Annotated in this window: 17 protein-coding genes and 1 riboswitch; of the genes, 16 read left to right on the forward strand and 1 reads right to left on the reverse strand. The window is 50.5% G+C overall.

Going from position 1 to position 16,180, the window contains the following annotated elements; translation table 11 throughout:
• The first annotated feature begins 191 nt into the window (after positions 1-191).
• From BLW29_RS23080 to BLW29_RS23105, 6 genes are all read left to right on the forward strand, one after another.
• A complete protein-coding gene (locus tag BLW29_RS23080; RefSeq protein ID WP_090984002.1) occupies positions 192-1,094 on the forward strand; it encodes a DMT family transporter in 903 nt (300 codons plus the stop codon).
• Between the two features lie 202 nt (positions 1,095-1,296).
• A complete protein-coding gene (locus BLW29_RS23085) occupies positions 1,297-2,082 on the forward strand; it encodes a leucine-rich repeat domain-containing protein (RefSeq protein ID WP_090984004.1) in 786 nt (261 codons plus the stop codon).
• Positions 2,083-2,219: 137 nt separating this feature from the next.
• On the forward strand, positions 2,220-2,384 hold the full coding sequence (locus BLW29_RS32170) for a MerR family transcriptional regulator (RefSeq protein ID WP_090984006.1): 165 nt from the start codon (positions 2,220-2,222) through the stop codon (positions 2,382-2,384).
• Positions 2,381-2,911 carry a response regulator gene (locus BLW29_RS23095; protein ID WP_090984008.1) on the forward strand — a complete coding sequence of 177 codons (531 nt, stop codon included), beginning with the start codon at positions 2,381-2,383 and terminating at the stop codon, positions 2,909-2,911. The genes BLW29_RS32170 and BLW29_RS23095 overlap by 4 nt, the downstream gene beginning before the upstream one ends.
• Positions 2,912-3,278: 367 nt before the next feature.
• Positions 3,279-3,908, forward strand: coding sequence for a 2OG-Fe(II) oxygenase (locus BLW29_RS23100; RefSeq protein ID WP_090984010.1), 630 nt, complete (start codon positions 3,279-3,281; stop codon positions 3,906-3,908).
• A 25-nt stretch (positions 3,909-3,933) separates the two neighbouring features.
• Entirely contained in the window at positions 3,934-5,736 is a 1,803-nt protein-coding gene (locus BLW29_RS23105) for an MBL fold metallo-hydrolase (protein WP_090984012.1), read from the forward strand.
• Positions 5,737-5,828: 92 nt separating this feature from the next.
• On the opposite strand, the gene BLW29_RS23110 is transcribed toward BLW29_RS23105, so the two are convergent.
• Positions 5,829-6,155, reverse strand: a complete 327-nt coding sequence (locus BLW29_RS23110; protein WP_090984014.1) for a hypothetical protein — start codon at positions 6,153-6,155, stop codon at positions 5,829-5,831.
• Positions 6,156-6,318: 163 nt separating this feature from the next.
• Positions 6,319-6,427: riboswitch (TPP riboswitch) on the forward strand.
• 88 nt (positions 6,428-6,515) lie between these two features.
• Here BLW29_RS23110 and thiM point away from each other — a divergent pair.
• From thiM to BLW29_RS23160, 10 genes are all read left to right on the forward strand, one after another.
• The gene (thiM, locus tag BLW29_RS23115; protein ID WP_090984016.1) at positions 6,516-7,328 is read left to right on the forward strand and encodes a hydroxyethylthiazole kinase; all 813 of its coding nucleotides are present in this window, start codon (positions 6,516-6,518) and stop codon (positions 7,326-7,328) included.
• A complete protein-coding gene (thiD, locus tag BLW29_RS23120) occupies positions 7,325-8,140 on the forward strand; it encodes a bifunctional hydroxymethylpyrimidine kinase/phosphomethylpyrimidine kinase (RefSeq protein WP_090984018.1) in 816 nt (271 codons plus the stop codon). Before thiM ends, thiD begins: the two co-directional genes overlap by 4 nt.
• The gene (gene thiE, locus BLW29_RS23125) at positions 8,137-8,814 is read left to right on the forward strand and encodes a thiamine phosphate synthase (RefSeq protein WP_090984020.1); all 678 of its coding nucleotides are present in this window, start codon (positions 8,137-8,139) and stop codon (positions 8,812-8,814) included. Before thiD ends, thiE begins: the two co-directional genes overlap by 4 nt.
• A gap of 446 nt (positions 8,815-9,260) precedes the next feature.
• Positions 9,261-9,554: an RNA polymerase alpha subunit C-terminal domain-containing protein gene (locus tag BLW29_RS23130; RefSeq protein WP_090984022.1), complete on the forward strand. Its 294-nt coding sequence runs from the start codon at positions 9,261-9,263 to the stop codon at positions 9,552-9,554.
• Between the two features lie 365 nt (positions 9,555-9,919).
• Positions 9,920-10,732 carry a hypothetical protein gene (locus BLW29_RS23135; RefSeq protein ID WP_090984024.1) on the forward strand — a complete coding sequence of 271 codons (813 nt, stop codon included), beginning with the start codon at positions 9,920-9,922 and terminating at the stop codon, positions 10,730-10,732.
• Between the two features lie 88 nt (positions 10,733-10,820).
• The gene (locus BLW29_RS23140; protein ID WP_090984026.1) at positions 10,821-11,717 is read left to right on the forward strand and encodes a LysR family transcriptional regulator; all 897 of its coding nucleotides are present in this window, start codon (positions 10,821-10,823) and stop codon (positions 11,715-11,717) included.
• Positions 11,718-11,814: 97 nt separating this feature from the next.
• Positions 11,815-12,252: a rhodanese-like domain-containing protein gene (locus BLW29_RS23145; RefSeq protein WP_256208824.1), complete on the forward strand. Its 438-nt coding sequence runs from the start codon at positions 11,815-11,817 to the stop codon at positions 12,250-12,252.
• 75 nt (positions 12,253-12,327) lie between these two features.
• Positions 12,328-13,209, forward strand: a complete 882-nt coding sequence (locus tag BLW29_RS23150; RefSeq protein ID WP_090984028.1) for an aminoglycoside phosphotransferase family protein — start codon at positions 12,328-12,330, stop codon at positions 13,207-13,209.
• A gap of 141 nt (positions 13,210-13,350) precedes the next feature.
• The gene (locus BLW29_RS23155) at positions 13,351-14,934 is read left to right on the forward strand and encodes a spore germination protein (RefSeq protein WP_256208825.1); all 1,584 of its coding nucleotides are present in this window, start codon (positions 13,351-13,353) and stop codon (positions 14,932-14,934) included.
• A 17-nt stretch (positions 14,935-14,951) separates the two neighbouring features.
• Positions 14,952-16,172: a Ger(x)C family spore germination protein gene (locus tag BLW29_RS23160; protein WP_090984030.1), complete on the forward strand. Its 1,221-nt coding sequence runs from the start codon at positions 14,952-14,954 to the stop codon at positions 16,170-16,172.
• The last annotated feature ends 8 nt before the right edge of the window (positions 16,173-16,180 follow it).

Raw genomic sequence — 16,180 nt, forward strand, 5'->3', positions numbered from 1 at the left:
ATCATTAGTATAGGGGCAGTCCGAGCAAAAGGGAATAAGTAATCGTGCTCTCTTTTTTGGAAAGACCGCACTATTAGTGAGTCAAATTGTACCAGGCCGTGTTTCAAGGGAAATCGATATACAAAGGTACCGGTATTTTTGGTATGGTTAGTTGGTGTTTCAAAAAGATTGGCTGGGAGAGACGACATCTTATGAGTAAACAAATGAAATCCAGTTTATTGCTTCTGATTACGGCTTGCATCTGGGGGTCCGCTTTTGTCGCTCAGCGAGAAGGGATGTCCCATGTAGGGCCGTTTACCTTTAATGCCGTTAGATTTGCGCTAGGTGCATTATCCTTGGTTCCACTCATCATCTGGCTGGACCGCAAATCCGGGAAATCAGCCGGCGAGATTAAGGCTTCAGTCAAGAGCTCCGCCGCCTCCGGCTTCATAGCAGGTCTGATCCTCTTCTGCGGAGCGTCGTTGCAGCAAATCGGACTGATATACACAACAGCGGGTAAAGCCGCTTTCGTCACCGGTCTATACATTGTAATCGTACCGTTTCTGGGCTTGTTTCTAAAGCAGCGGATTAATGCGAACAGTGCAGTAGGTGCGATTATTGCGGTATACGGTTTATATTTACTGTGCTTAAAGAGTGATCTGACGCTCGGAACCGGCGACTTATACGAGCTCGTAGGGGCATTCTTCTGGTCGGCGCATATTCTGCTGATCGACAAGTTATCTCGGCGGACGGATGTCATAAAGCTGTCGTTCTTCCAGGTGGTAACCTGCTGCGTGCTTAGCTTTATCGTTGCTTTTGCAACGGAGACGATCGAATGGACAGGACTGTCGCAGGCCCTTATTCCTCTGCTGTATGGCGGAATATGCTCTGTCGGGATTGCTTACACCCTGCAGGTTGTTGGCCAGAAGGGTGCGCATCCGACGCAGGCGGCGATTATTATGAGCATGGAAACGGTGTTTGCGGTTATAGGCGGTTATTTGATCCTCGGTGAGCTGCTGGATACACGCGGCGTCATCGGTTGTGTGTTTATGCTGGTGGGGATGATTATTCCGCAGCTGCCGCCGATTAGGAGAAACATTATCGCGCAGGAATAGTTGCAAGTTGCACAACTGGATGTAAAAAACAGGGCTGGGAGTCCTCCACATAGGAGAGATTCCTGGCCCTGTTTTGTGTACGACTATTATTTCTTTGTTTATTTACAATATTATGAACAAACATTGACTCGCATACAGAATTTACATATACTTCTAGTCGTAAGAAAAATTTAAGTGTTTCAAACACCAAAGGAATGTTCGAATGAAAAGAAATATACTCGGATTGACGGCTATTATTATTTTAATTGCAGGTTACTTTTTATTTAATAGACAGGGCAGTAATACTATTTTTACTAACCCATTAGTGGAAGTAGCGGTAAGAGAATCTCTACATATTGATCGTAAACAAGCAATAAAAGAAACGGATATTGAAGGAATTGAGCAGCTTTCATTGAGTGGCATTTCTTTGACAGATCTAAGTGATTTAAAGAAATTCATAAATCTTAAAGAGTTAGACCTATCTAATAATAAAATTCAAGATGTCAGTAGTCTTGCATCGCTAACCAAATTAACGTATTTGAATTTAGGTTCGAATCAGATTAGTAATATCCGTTCTCTTGGAAATCTAGTAAACTTATCCTACTTGGACATGACTCGTAATCATGTGAACGACTTAGCTCCTTTAAGAACGCTCCATTCGCTGTACACGCTGGCGTTCGATAGCAACAACGTAAAAAATATAGAAGTTATTAACGAGCTTAATAATCTTATCGTCTTAGGTATAGGGTTGAATCCGATCTCTGATCTCTCTCCATTATATGCGATGACAAAACTTCAAGTTTTATCGGCAGAAAATCTCAATATTGAACAAATCGATTGGGTGCGTAACTTACCGAATCTTACTGTTCTGTACTTGAGCGATAATAGAATCAGTAATATAGAGCCATTAAGGGATCTTAAACATTTAAAAACACTGAAAATCCCTAACAACCCGATCAAAAATGATGAATACTTAAATAAATTGAAAATAAATGAAGTAATAAAATGATGCAAGCGGGCCGGCAATCCTCCACATAGGAGTGATTCCCGGTGCTCTTTTTAATTCTCGATTTGTAGTTGACCCTTGTGTTACCCTAGGCATTACGATGAATTCAGTTCCGGAACGAAAATTTTGTGGAGGGAATTATGCACTCAATTGGCCAACTTTCTAAGATGGTGAAGATATCCGTAGATGCCTTAAGTCATTATGACCAAATTGGCTTATTTAAGCCAAATCATATTCATCCATCGACACGCTACCGTTATTACACAGATGAGCAGGTAATGGACCTGCTTGCCATTATGGAGTGAAAGCAATATGGGATATCGATGAGAAACAAGGTTTTCAAATCGTTGGAGAGGCAGCAGACGGGGAGTCGGGTGTACGTTTATACGATGAGCTAAGACCGGATATAACCATCGTTGATATTAACATGCCTGGTATGAATGGCATCGATGTCGTGAAAAGAATTCATCAGATCCATTCATCAGCCGTCATGATTATGTGTTCGGCGAGATCGCAGGTTCTAAACGTGCTTGAGAGTCTTAGTGCCGGGGCAAAAGGATTTATTGCAAAACCGTTCATGGCCGAAGATCTTGTGGAGGAATTATTCCACAGCGAGCGGCAGCACAACTCGGACACAATAACCGCTTTACTTGCTGACGGATACAATCGTAACGTAAGAATTAAAGTAAAGCAGAATAAGATTAATGATCTGCTTCAATTGTGTGCGAGTGTACAACCGTTGCTGCAACAAGACATTGAACGGTTGTGGAGTGAGTTAGCCGAGTATGAGAATGTTGAAGAGGATGATTTTATCTACAGTGAAATGCGCTAACGAACCGTACAGGTCTTATTTGCCCGAAAACAGCCCCGAAAAAAAGCTAACGAATCCTACAGGCCTTATTTGGTGGTTTGTCGGGGGTTGAGGGCGGATTTGCCCGAAATAAGACCTCCACGGTTCGTTAGAATTTCGAAACACCGAAATTCGGCTGAATAAGGCTCCGACGATTCGTTAGAATCCGCGGCAACTGGTAAACCTGCTAAAGGCACGGGTCCCCCCACCCGTGCCTTTTTGCGTGTGCGCAATGCGCCAATCCATCCTATGGAAGGGTTTTCAGGCTCGTCTGACGAAAGAGTAACCAACTGGAATACCGTTTCACTCGACTACTTCCTCAGTATTCGAAGCAGAGGAGGACGGGACATTGGCGATTAAAGAGCAGACGATTGTGAACGTGAGCAGCAACAAAATTGTAACCACGGATCAGGAAATTACGATTGTCGGCAGGATCGAAGAACCGCTAATTCTCATCTTGGAAAATGTATTGAGCCACGCCGAGTGCGATACGTTGATCGCTTTGGCTACAAACCGCATGCAGCGGGCTAAGATTGGCAAGTCGCACGAGGTAAGCGATATTCGCACCAGCAGCAGCATGTTCTTCGAGGAGAGCGAGAATGAATCGATTCATCGCATCGAAACCCGGGTGGCCGAGCTCATGAATGTACCGCTCGCGCATGCGGAGCCACTGCAAATTTTACATTATAAGGCCGGTGAGCAGTACCAGCCGCACTATGACTATTTTAAGACCGGACACGCCGTAAACAATCGCATCAGCACCTTGGTCATGTACTTAAATGATGTGGAAGAAGGCGGAGAAACGTACTTTCCTTCGCTTCGTTTTGCAGTGACACCTAGAAAAGGAAGCGCTGTCTACTTTGAATATTTCTATACCGACGACCATTTGAACGGACTTACTTTGCATGGCGGCAACCCCATTGTAGTCGGCGAGAAGTGGGTAGCGACCCAGTGGATGAGAAGACAAACTTATCGATAATAGAAATAGTGGAGGGGCAACGGGCATGCTGAAGCCGATTTCGACGCATCTTTTTCAATATGAGGATACTTGTCTGGTGTATGTCATTAAGAATGGCAGCGAGGCAGTCTTGATCGATTTCGGATCCGGGGCTGTGCTTGAAGAATTGGCTTCTATTGGCGTCGACAAGGTAACGGATGTTCTGATGACGCATCATCATCGCGATCAAGGGCAAGGCTTGGACAAAGCGGTTGCGGCGGGTGCAAGTGTGTGGGTGCCTCATCATGAGCAGGATTTGTTTGCCCAAGTGGATCAACACTGGCAGGCTCGTGAAATACTCGTCAATTACAATGTGCGCCAAGATAAATTCTCGCTGCTCGAGCCGATTCCGATTGCCGGAACATTGAAGGATTATAGTAACCACAACTTCGGCGGGTATTCGTTTAACGTCGTTCCAACCCCCGGTCACACCACGGGATCGATAACGCTGACAACCGTATTGGACGGCAACCTTGTTGGATTTACAGGGGATTTGATCGCCGGCCCGGGAAAGGTGTGGTCCATGTCTGCCACTCAGTGGTCGTATAACGGCTGCGAAGGGGTCTATCATTCCATCTGTTCGTTGGCAGCCCTACGCAATAAAGGCTTACAACTGCTGCTTCCGTCACACGGCGAAATAATGGAGCAGCCCTCAGCTGCCATTGAACCTTTAATCGAGAAACTAGAGCAGCTTCTCCGGCTTCGCGGCCAATATGCGGATTATGAGTCGTTCAAGGAACCGGAGTTTCGGGAAATTACTCCTCACCTGCTGTGGAATGCGCGTAGTTTTGCCAACTCCTTCGTCCTTCTGTCTGAGAGCGGCAAAGCGCTTCTCATCGACTACGGTTATGCAAACCTGCATGCCATCTTCATAGCAGGTACGGATCGCGCATCACGCCGGCCAAACCTCTTTCCGATTGAGCAGTTGAAGAAACAATACAACGTGACCAAGATTGATGTGGTCATACCGACGCATTATCATGACGATCATGTGGCGGGGTTTAATCTTCTGCGTGATGTCGAAGGTACGGAGACGTGGGTAGCCGATAATTTTGCCGATTTGTTCGAAAATCCATCCCACTACGACGTGCCCTGCATTTGGTATGATCCGATCCCGGTAGATCGGAGAATACCTCTCGAACAAACCGTTGTGTGGGAGGGGTGTGAGATCCGCCTCTACGAGCAGCCTGGGCATACGCTCTATGCGGTTGCGATCTCGTTCGAAGTCGATGGGAAACGCGTGTTGGCTATCGGAGATCAGCAAGGCAACGACGGGAATTTGAATAATTACGTGTATCAGAACCGGTTCCGTTCGCATGATTATGTGCTGAGTGCAGAGTTGTACCAGAAGCTGAACCCCGAATTGATTATTTCCGGTCACTGGGACCCGCTATGGGTGCAGGAAGGTTACTTCGACAAGCTGAAGCGGGACGGGGAGAGCTTGAAGCAACTGCACGACGAGCTGCTGACTCTAGAGAAGATTGATCTGGGAGCGGAAGGGTACTGCGCATGGATTAAACCGTATCAAGTTGAGGTCTCCAACGGGGAAACGACTGAGATCGCGGTTGAGGTGTTAAATCCGTTCTCACTCAGGGAGAAGGTTACTGTTCGGCTGGTTACGCCTCCAAGCTGGAACATGGAAGCCGATGAACAACAGCTGGAGATCGATCCACACCAGGTGGCGACGATACAGTTTACGATTACAGTTCCTGCTGGGATAACCGTAAAACGAGCCCGAATCGCCGTCGATATTACGATCGGGGATCAGAAGCTGGGGCAGCAAGCGGAAGCGCTTGTGACGGTAAAGTGAGTTCTGTAACCGGTAGATGAACATAACAGCCCCCGCCATCACGTTGCGTGAAGCGGGGGCTGTTTGTGTCGCGAGCGTAAATCAAAGCATCATTAGTTGCTGCCTGAAATCACATAATCCGTGTTCACTAGCGTGTACGTAAGGGTACTGTTCGTGTTAATTAAGGCATCAAAATCGCTTTCGACGGTCACAACGAATTGCATTTTACTATAGAGGTCACCTTCGAAAATGGTGAAAATCAGGATGCCGTTCAGAAACTTGTTGTTGTCGTCGCCATAAGCAACCTCTTCTGTCCCATACGGTCCAAGGGTAAAGGATTCCGTGCCATATTGGTTGTAAGGCTCAAATCCTGCGCGGATAAACAGCGTTATATCCAATGCGGCTCCGGTCGTATTTACAAATGTTTTTATGCCTGCCATGAGGTGTATCCTCCTTTCAGAGCGGGATACACTATTCTATTCTAGTATTTTCAGATTGCTAGGACTACTCGATAGAATTAGTTAATCATCCGTGTCCATGTCCGTATCCGTATCCCGCGAATTTCGTTGCAATTTTGGGTGTCATGGATTACACTGATCACAATCGAATAAGCGCGGGAGCTTGTGGAAACAGGCTGAGAGTACGACTAATCCGTCGTAGACCGTTTAACCTGTTGGGTAATGCCATCGTAGGAAGTTCACGGCTGTCGTGCGCATTGTTGCGCCTTACCCTCTTTTGGCGGGTAAGGCGTTTTTTTGATACTCGAGTGGCAAAATAGTAAAGAAGAGGTGGGCGAGGCTATGAATATTCAAGCAGTAGCGAGCAAGCTGAGACAAGTAAGGGAAACGAACCCGTTAATTCACAATATTACGAATGTCGTCGTCACCAATTTCACGGCAAACGGCCTGCTAGCATTGGGCGCATCGCCGGTCATGGCCTATGCCAAACAGGAAGTTGCGGATATCGCCAAAATATCGGGAGCGCTCGTGCTCAACATTGGCACGCTGAACGAAACGGAGATCGAAGCGATGAAGCTGGCAGGATGCTCGGCGAACGCGCATGGTGTACCGGTCGTGCTGGATCCGGTAGGCGCGGGAGCTTCGGCTTATCGTACGGATACTGCAAGAGGATTGCTGGCAGAAGTGAAGATCAGCATCCTTCGAGGCAATGCCGCCGAAATCGCAAACGTTGTCGGCCGCGAATGGTCGATCAAAGGCGTCGATGCCGGAACGAGCGGCGGCGATGTTGTCGAATTAGCTAAGTATGCTGCTATTCAACTTGATACTGTCGTCGTTATTACCGGCGAGGCAGACATCGTGTCTGACGGAACTAGAACGTTTGCCGTGCGCAACGGAGATGCGATTCTGACGCGAGTTACCGGAACGGGCTGTCTGTTGACATCGGTTATCGGCGCATTCGCGGCGGTGGAGAGCGATCTAATCGTTGCTTCGGTCGCTGCACTAGCGGCATACGGCGTAGCTGCTGAGCTTGCTGCCGTGAAGGCGGCCGGACAAGGACCCGGCAGCTTCCAAATCGCGTTCCTCGATCAATTGTCGAATGTAACGGTAGAGGATATCGAGAAGCTGGGCCGAGTGGAGCGGATTGAAGCATGAGTCATGTAGCGAGAGCATTAACGATTGCAGGCTCGGATAGCGGCGGCGGTGCCGGTATTCAAGCGGATTTGAAGACTTTTCAAGAGCTGCGGGTATATGGGATGTCGGCAATAACGGCTGTTACATCGCAGAATACGCTAGGCGTACGGGGGATTTATCCGCTTACGGCTGAAGCGGTTCGGTCGCAGATTGAGGCCATTGGCGATGACCTCGGCACGGATGCGGTGAAGACGGGCATGCTGTTCAACGATGAAATTATTGTTGCGGTTGCCGAGGAAATCCGCCGCTACGGCTGGAGCAAGGTTGTTGTCGATCCGGTTATGATCGCCAAGGGCGGAGCCTCGCTGCTGCTGGATCAAGCGGTTCGCGCGATGAAAGAAACGCTGCTTCCGCTGGCTTGGGTCGTCACGCCTAATGTGCCGGAAGCGGAAGCGCTGACGGGGATGACGATCTCCGGCATTGCTGCGCGTAAAGAAGCGGCTAAGCGGCTCGCCGATTTCGGCGCCAAGCATGTCGTGCTCAAAGGCGGCCATGATCTGTCCGATGACGGGCAGGCCATCGATATTCTCTATGATGGACGGGACTTCTATGAATTTAGCAGCCAGCGGAGAGAAACGCGTCATACCCATGGCACGGGATGCACGTTCGCTTCCGCGATTACGGCTGAGCTTGCCAAAGGCCGAGACGTGACTGAGGCAGTCGAGGTTGCCAAAGCCTTCATCCAGGCGGCGATCGAATATCCGCTTGGTCTTGGACAAGGCCACGGGCCGACCAATCACTGGGCGTACCGCGATCAGGAGAGCGGCCGATGAGCGCTGGGGCATGGCAGGGTGATGCCATTCGTGAGGCGCTGCGGCTTTATTTCATCATGGGGAGCAACAACTGTTTGCCGGGAAGCGATCCCGTGCAGGTGTTGGCGGAAGCGATCCGAGGCGGCGTCTCTATGTTTCAGTTCCGGGAGAAGGGAAGCGGCGCGCTTGGCGGCGATGCCCGAGTAGCGCTTGCTTGGCGGCTTCGTGAGCTGTGCCGCGAGCATCGCATTCCGTTCATCGTGAACGACGATGTCGAGCTCGCCTTGGAAGTGGACGCGGACGGTGTCCATGTCGGCCAGGAGGATGAAGCAGCAACGACCGTACGCCGGTTGATTGGCGATAACAAGCTGCTTGGCGTCTCTGCCTACGATGAGCGGGAAGCTGAGGCGGCGATTCGTTGCGGTGCGGACTATTTAGGCATTGGCCCGCTGTTCTCCACGCGTACGAAGGAGGATGCCAAGGACGCCTCGGGTCTTAGCGTGCTTACGCAGATGCGTGAACGGGGCATGCGCATCCCAATCGTCGGCATCGGCGGAATTACCGATGGGAACGCAGCCGAGGTTATCCGTGCTGGAGCTGACGGGATATCGCTAATCTCTGCGATATCGCTGGCCGAGGAGCCATTCGCGGCAGCCAAGCAGCTGCGGCAGCTCGTAGATGCGGCGGTCGGGTGAGAACGGCTAAAGTAAAAAAGCGTGGCACACTGTGATGGCAGTGTCCCACGCTTTTTTTGTTAGGGTCCTCATTTGCAGCATTGGCTCCCATGTAGCCAACCAGGAAGTCTACATGGTAGTGAATTTGCAGCATTGGCTCCCATGTAGCCCACCGGGAAGTCTACATGGTAGTGAATTTACAGCATTGGCTCCCATGTAGCCCACCGGGAAGTCTACATGGTAGTGAATTTACAGCGTTGGCTCCCATGTAGCCAACCAGGAAGTCTACATGGTAGTGAATATACAGCGTTGGCTCCCATGTAGCCAACCAGGAAGTCTACATGGTAGTGAATTTGCAGGATTGGCACAAATAATTGTCGGAGGACAACTGGAGGCGACAGCTGCCGGTCTTTTTGCGGTACAATAAACAAAACAGAGCATTCCCCGGAGAGGATGGTTGTACACCAATGACAACGTCTGAGAAGTCCTTACGTACCTGCCGAAAAGGGCATCAGTATTATAAAAGCACGGATTGTCCGACCTGCCCGACCTGCGAGCAAGAGCGGAAGCCGGAGAGTGGATTTCTGTCTCAGCTGTCGGCACCGGCAAGACGTGCATTGGAGAACAACGGGGTCACCACATTAGAGCAGCTATCGCAATATAGGGAAGTGGAAATACTCAAATTTCACGGGATGGGACCCGGATCAATGCCAAAGCTGAGAGCGGCGTTGGAGGCAGTCGGGCTTTCTTTTAAGCAATAAGTCTACGTACAGAGCAGTGGTGAGCGTATCGCCGCGGCTCTGTATTTTTTTGTTGTTCGGCAGGTAAGTTGGATAATAATGGTGAATGTTCTTTGTGAGATCATGCGAGGGTGGTGCTGCCAAATGCAAGAGGATACGTTCGTTCAGCCTAACACGTTGGTAAAGCTCGAGAATTATAAGTTCAGCGGCCTAGATGCTTCACTCGTCGGTGCCATCAAGTCGGTTGCTGATTACTATCAACTTCCGCTAACGACATCATGGATCTATGGCATGACCGGCATTGCCTTCCTGCACATCCTTGACGAGAACATGTGTGAGCCTAATGGAGGACCGTTGGAACCGGAGGTATTGCGCTTGCTCGTAATTTGGGCGTGGATATTGAGGGCTATCACATCCATGCAGAGGGAGAGGCTTTCACGCAATTACAGGCGGAGGCTTGGGAGAAAGCGAGAGAAGCCATTAACGCGGGGCAGCCAGTCTTCGCCAAAAACATCGATATCAGCAACCAGTCGTCGGTCATCCTTGCATACGACGATCAAGGGTACTACACCGATAATTGGCACACGGGTTATGAGCACAGCGATGATGTGATCCCGTGGAATCAGTTAGGGTTAAGTCTATGCCCGTGCATCAATTGCGTACATGATCGTGAGTCATCCGATACGCAAACCGCCGATTCCACCAGCGGACTAATCTCGCTTCACCGGGCAACGTCTATTCCAGTCGCGAGAGAGAATCAGGCTGCTCTGAAAGAAGCACTCGAGTTCGTCATCCAGTTAAATGAGATAGGCTCTTATCGATGGTCCGGCAAAACCTATTTCGTCGGATCGCATGCCTATGATCGGTGGTTAACGGCGCTTGAAAGCCAGCAGTTAGATAAGTATTTCTTCAGTTTATTCGTCGAAATTATAACGGAAGCCAGGCATCATGCAGCCCAGTTTCTGTCCGAAATCAGAGCGAGCATGACGAATCTCAATCTCAGCTGCCTGGATCAACTCATCCTCACTTATACCGAAATTGCGGCTAAAGGTAAGGTATTAAAGGATATGTATCCCTATACGGAACCACGCACGCAAACACTCGAACAGAGTGAACAATGCGCCGTACTCCTGATTGAGCTACAGGCGTTGGAGTCAAAAGCATTAATCGCGCTGCGAGAGCTCCATTCGAGTCTATAAGCTGCACCTGGCTCAGCGCCGTATGGATTGCCGGAACAGCGAGATCATGATAAAGTAGCGGGAACTTATAGGAATGGGGTCGGTACCCATGGAACTGACGTACTTGAAGACTTTTCGCGAGGTAGCGAAGTGTGGGAGCTATACGCGGGCCGCGGAATCGCTGGGTTATGCCCAGTCGAGCATCACGTCGCAGATTCAGAAGCTGGAAGAAGCGTACGGGGCGGTCCTGTTGGAGCGGTTCGGAAGAGGCATGAGGCTGACGATGGCCGGTGAAGCGCTCCTGCAATACGCCAACGATATCCACAGACTGCACGAGGAGTCCAAAGAAGTCGTAGCCAAACAAGCCAAGGGGACGCTCTCGATTGGGACGATCGAGACATTAGCCGCCTTCTACCTCCCGCCGCATCTACAGGCTTATCGCCGCGAGTTTCCGGAAGTTAACATAGTCATTCAGCCGGCAAATGAGCCGTTCATTATCGAGGCGGTCAAAGAGGGCGAGCTCGACGTTGGGATCATTCTGGATCCTCCGTTCACGGACCCAGAGCTTCACAGCAGCATCCTGCGGGAAGAAACGCTTGTTATGATCACGAGTCCCAATCATAGATTAAATGGACAAAGCGAAGTTCATGTCGAGGATTTGGAGAACGAGTCCCTCATCCTGACGGAGGATGGCTGCACATACCGGGCGATGCTGCTCAAGGTGCTGAAGGGCAATCAAGTGAGCTTCAGTCTCTCCTATGAGTTTGGCAATTTGGAAGCGATCAAGCAGTGCGTCATCTATGGACTTGGGATTGCCTTGGTGCCCCGGATTACGGTGGCTGAGGAGATTCGCAAAGGTCAGCTGATCGCGATTCCTTTTGTCCACCCGGACTGCAAGTTCTACACGCAATTGATTTATTCGAAGAAGAAATGGAAGTCCAAGGCGTTCAATGGCTTGGTGGAACTGCTCAGCGGCGGCGACAACGCTAATTATCGAAATGAGTGAAGTATAGTATAGATTTCTATCGATAACTCCATGGTTAGGGGCTGTGATACATTGAGATCAACAAACAAAAACCACAACCCTACCGGAGGTAATCCAAATGACCACTCAAACACGCCAATCTCTCGTTCTCGAAACACCTGCTGCATCGCCTGAGCATACGCATCGTCACTTCATGAACAAACTAGCTGTGGAAACCGATGTTGCGGATGTGCGGTATGACATGCAGCATGGTCTGAATGATTTCCTGCTTATCGACGTTCGCAGCACGAAAGCCTACGAAGAATGTCATGTTCGGGGCGCAATCAGCCTGCCTTCCAACAATATCAGCCCAGAGACGACAGCCGCATTCTCGAAAGAACAAGTAATCGTGGTTTACTGCTGGGGGCCGGCTTGCAATGGCGGCACGAAAGGCGCGGCGCGGTTATCCGGTCTTGGATTCCAAGTCAAAGAGATGCTCGGCGGCATCGAATACTGGCGGAAGGAAGGGAACGATGTAGAAGGGACACTTGGACAATCGGCTCCCTTGATCGGGTGAGGAGTCGGTCCAGTTTCGGTGGATTTCGCGGCACAAATCAAAATTTTCAAAGCACGAAGGAGTGCATGATATCGAATGACGGAGATCAACGTGGAACTAGTAAGCAGACTGATCAAAGGCCAGTTCCCGAAATGGGCAGACTTGCCGATCTATCCGGTTGCCAATAGCGGCCATGATAACCGAACTTTCCATCTAGGCAGCACGATGAGTGTCAGGCTGCCGAGTCATGAGGCATATGCGGCACAAGTGGAAAAAGAATTAACGTGGCTGCCTCAGCTTAGACCGCACCTGACTTTACCGATACAAGTTCCGTTAGCTAAAGGGAATCCTGCGGAAGGTTACCTGTGGCCGTGGTCCATCAATCAATGGATTGATGGGGAAACCGTAAGCCTTTCTTCAATAGACGATTTGAATCAGCTGGCTATAGATTTAGCTGCTTTCTTAAAGGAGCTTCAGGCCATTCCGGCTTCGGAAGGACCTCCTGCGGGAACGCATAATTTCCATCGGGGCGGTTCACTTACTGTCTATCATGAGGAAACGAAGGCTGCAATTGAGAATCTCAAGTCGACCTTAGATACTCGCGGATTTCATGAAAAGTGGGACCTAGCCCTACAGTCGCAATGGACGGGCAAGCCGGTCTGGGTGCACGGCGATGTTGCAGTGGGCAATCTCTTGGCGCAGAACGGGCGACTGGGTGGGGTTATCGACTTCGGCACAATGGGCACGGGCGACCCGGCCTGCGATTACGTGATGGCATGGACATTCTTCGACTCTGAAAGCAGGGAGATCTTCCTTAGAGAGCTCGGCTGTGACGAAGGAACACGCCACCGGGCATGCGGCTGGGCACTATGGAAGGCGCTTATCACCTACAATTGGAACGATAAAGCTTCAGCTGCGGCAATAGAAGCTAAACGTATCCTGGCTATTATCAAAGGCGAGTACGAGCAGTCTAATTAACAAACATATAGCCGGTAACTCTTCATTCGGGAGAGTTGCCGGCTTTTTCTATCCCAATAGGTAAAAAAAGGACAAACAAGGCATACTAGCCAATGTGGTACGCAAATAGATCGATTGCAGGTCGAAGGAGATGCAACTCTGATGAGGATACGTAGAGCGGTATTCGGCCATGGCAGGGCGGGCGGCGGTGGCGGAGGCGGCAAGGAGAAGCGCACCGTTGCGCCCGGGCAGCTTGAAACGGATCTAGATGCCAATATAAACCGAATCCGAACGGAGTTGGTATCCAGCCCGGATCTCATCGTGCGCAAATTCACGCTGCGTACGGGACAGCCGCTTCACGTGGCTGCGGTTTATCTGGATACCATTACAGATAAAGAAATGGTGAACGAATTTGTGATGCGCTCGCTCATGTCGCCATTTCTGCCGCAAATCCCGGAGGACGCGGATTCTACGGAGACTGCTTTCCGGTTTATCTGCGATAATGCGCTCGCAGTAGGGCAGATCGAAGTGCTCGATAACTGGACATCCATGCTGCTCGAATTGTTGACCGGCAAGACGCTTCTCATTGTCAACGGCTGGGGCCAGTGCGTCTGCGGCAACACGATTGGCGGTGAGAAACGTGCCGTATCGGAGGCGAGCACCCAAGTTGTCATTCGGGGACCGAAGGACAGCTTCTCCGAATCAATCTCGACGAATATCTCGCTGGTACGACGCCGGATACGGAGCACGAATTTTGGCTTTGAAGCCATCAAGATTGGCTCCGTTACGCAAACCTCGGTTGCGATGCTTTATATAGAGGGAATCGTCAAGGATGATATTAAGCAAGAAGTAAGAAGCCGGTTGGAGAGAATCAACACGGACGCGATCCTGGAATCCGGGTATATCGAGGAGTTCATCGAAGACAACTGGAGCTCTCCTTTCCCAACGGTATTCAACACGGAGCGACCCGACGTCATCGCAGCTAATTTGCTCGAGGGACGTATTGCGATTTTGGTAGACGGAACTCCATTTGCCTTGGTGGTACCCACCGTACTTTCGCAATTTTTTGCGGCTGCAGAGGACTATTACCAGCGTTACGATATTGGCACCTTCATCCGATTATTGCGTTATGTGGCATTCATAATTTCGTTGTTCGGACCGGCTGCCTATATCGCTTTAACGACTTTTCACCAAGAGATGCTGCCAACGACACTCCTCATCAATTTGTCGGCGTCCAGAGAAGGCGTTCCTTTTCCGGCGCTCGTCGAAGCGTTCATTATGGAGATTTGCTTTGAGATCCTGAGGGAGGCCGGCATTCGGATGCCCAGGGCTGTCGGACAAGCGGTGTCGATCGTAGGCGCGCTGGTTCTGGGTGAAGCGGCCGTTCAGGCCGGTATCGTATCGCCGATCATGGTCATCGTCGTGGCTATAACCGCCATCGCGAACTTCTCCATTCCGGCCTACAATCTGGCCATAACGGCACGCATGCTGAGATTCCTATTCATGATAGCGGCCGGATTACTTGGGTTCTATGGCATTGTATTAGGCATGATCATGATGGTAGCGCACTTGAATGCACTGCGCTCATTCGGCGTATCCTTCCTGTCTCCGCTCGTGCCATTCAAATACAAACAGATGAAAGACGTGTTTGTCCGTCTCCCGCACTGGAGTCTTGAAGACCGGCCGGACGATACGGCGAAGGAGACCGTTCGGATGCCTCCGGGACAGAAACCAGAGAGCGAGTGAGTAGGGGGATCAGACTAATGAAGATCGAAAAACGATTGGCTAAGCTTGTCCTGATTGCTGTCTCATTGGCTTCTGTCTTGCTCGCAACCGGCTGCTGGAACAGCAGAGAGCTGAACAAGCTTGCGATTGTGACGGCAATGGCGATCGACAAAGCGGCTGATGCCGATCAATACGAGCTGACCTTCCAGGTTGTCATCCCGGGCCAGTTAGCAAAGTCGAGCAATAGCGGAGGTGGAGGAGGTGCGCCGTTCTCCATTTACAGCGTGCGATCCAAAACCTTGTTTGAAGGCATACGCAAGGCATCCAAGCAGGTGCCGAGGCAATTGTTCTTCTCTCACATTCAAGTTGTGGTTCTCGGCGAGAGGCTCGCTAAGGCGGGAATCGAAGAGATTTTCGACTTCTTCGAACGATCGCATGAGGTGCGGTTAACTTCCATGCTGCTTGTTGCCAAGGGCAGCCCCCCGGGGAAATTAATAAGTACGATCACGCCGCTTGCGCCTTTGCAAGCCGAGGCTGTTCTGGGTGCCAGCGAATTTTCGTCGAAAATTTGGTCCAGCTCTCCCGATATCGGAATTGACGAGGTGATCCGGAAGTTGATCAATCCGGGGGCCGATCCGTCCATCAGCGGACTCCGATTGCTGGGGGATCAGCAGAACGTGACGCAGCAGCAGAACCTGGGGCAGACACGTCTGCCTTATCACCTTGAAATATCCGGCATTGCCATGTTCCGTGACAAGAAGCTCGCGGGCTGGCTGGAGAACTCAGAATCGCGCGGGTACATGTTCATCATCGATCAAATGAACAGTACGATTATGAATTTGTCATGTGAAGGTCAGGCGGACGGCATTGCGCTTGAAGTCATAAAGAGTAAAACGAAGACGCAGGTTTCGATGAAAGACGGTCATGCGAAGGTGCATATCGTCGTGAAGGCAGAGGGGAACGTAGCCGAGGTCAAATGCGGCATTCCGCTTACGGAATTATCCGTGCTGAACAAGCTGGAGCAAGAATGGGGCGAGTTGGTCAAAGCAAGCATGATGGCGGCGATTCAACGTGCCCAAGCCGTACAGTCCGATGTGTTTGGTTTCGGCGAAGTGCTGCAGCGCAGTCATCCGAAGGCGTGGAAGCAAGTAGAAGACAATTGGGCGGAAGCATTCTCTGAAGCGGAGGTGAGCATCACCTTCCAAGGGCAGATCATGAGATCGGGCATGAGGGGCAAATCGCTAATGGAGAAGCCTTGATACAGGGA

This window comes from Paenibacillus sp. CF384, assembly GCF_900106745.1.
GTDB lineage: Bacteria > Bacillota > Bacilli > Paenibacillales > Paenibacillaceae > Paenibacillus_Z.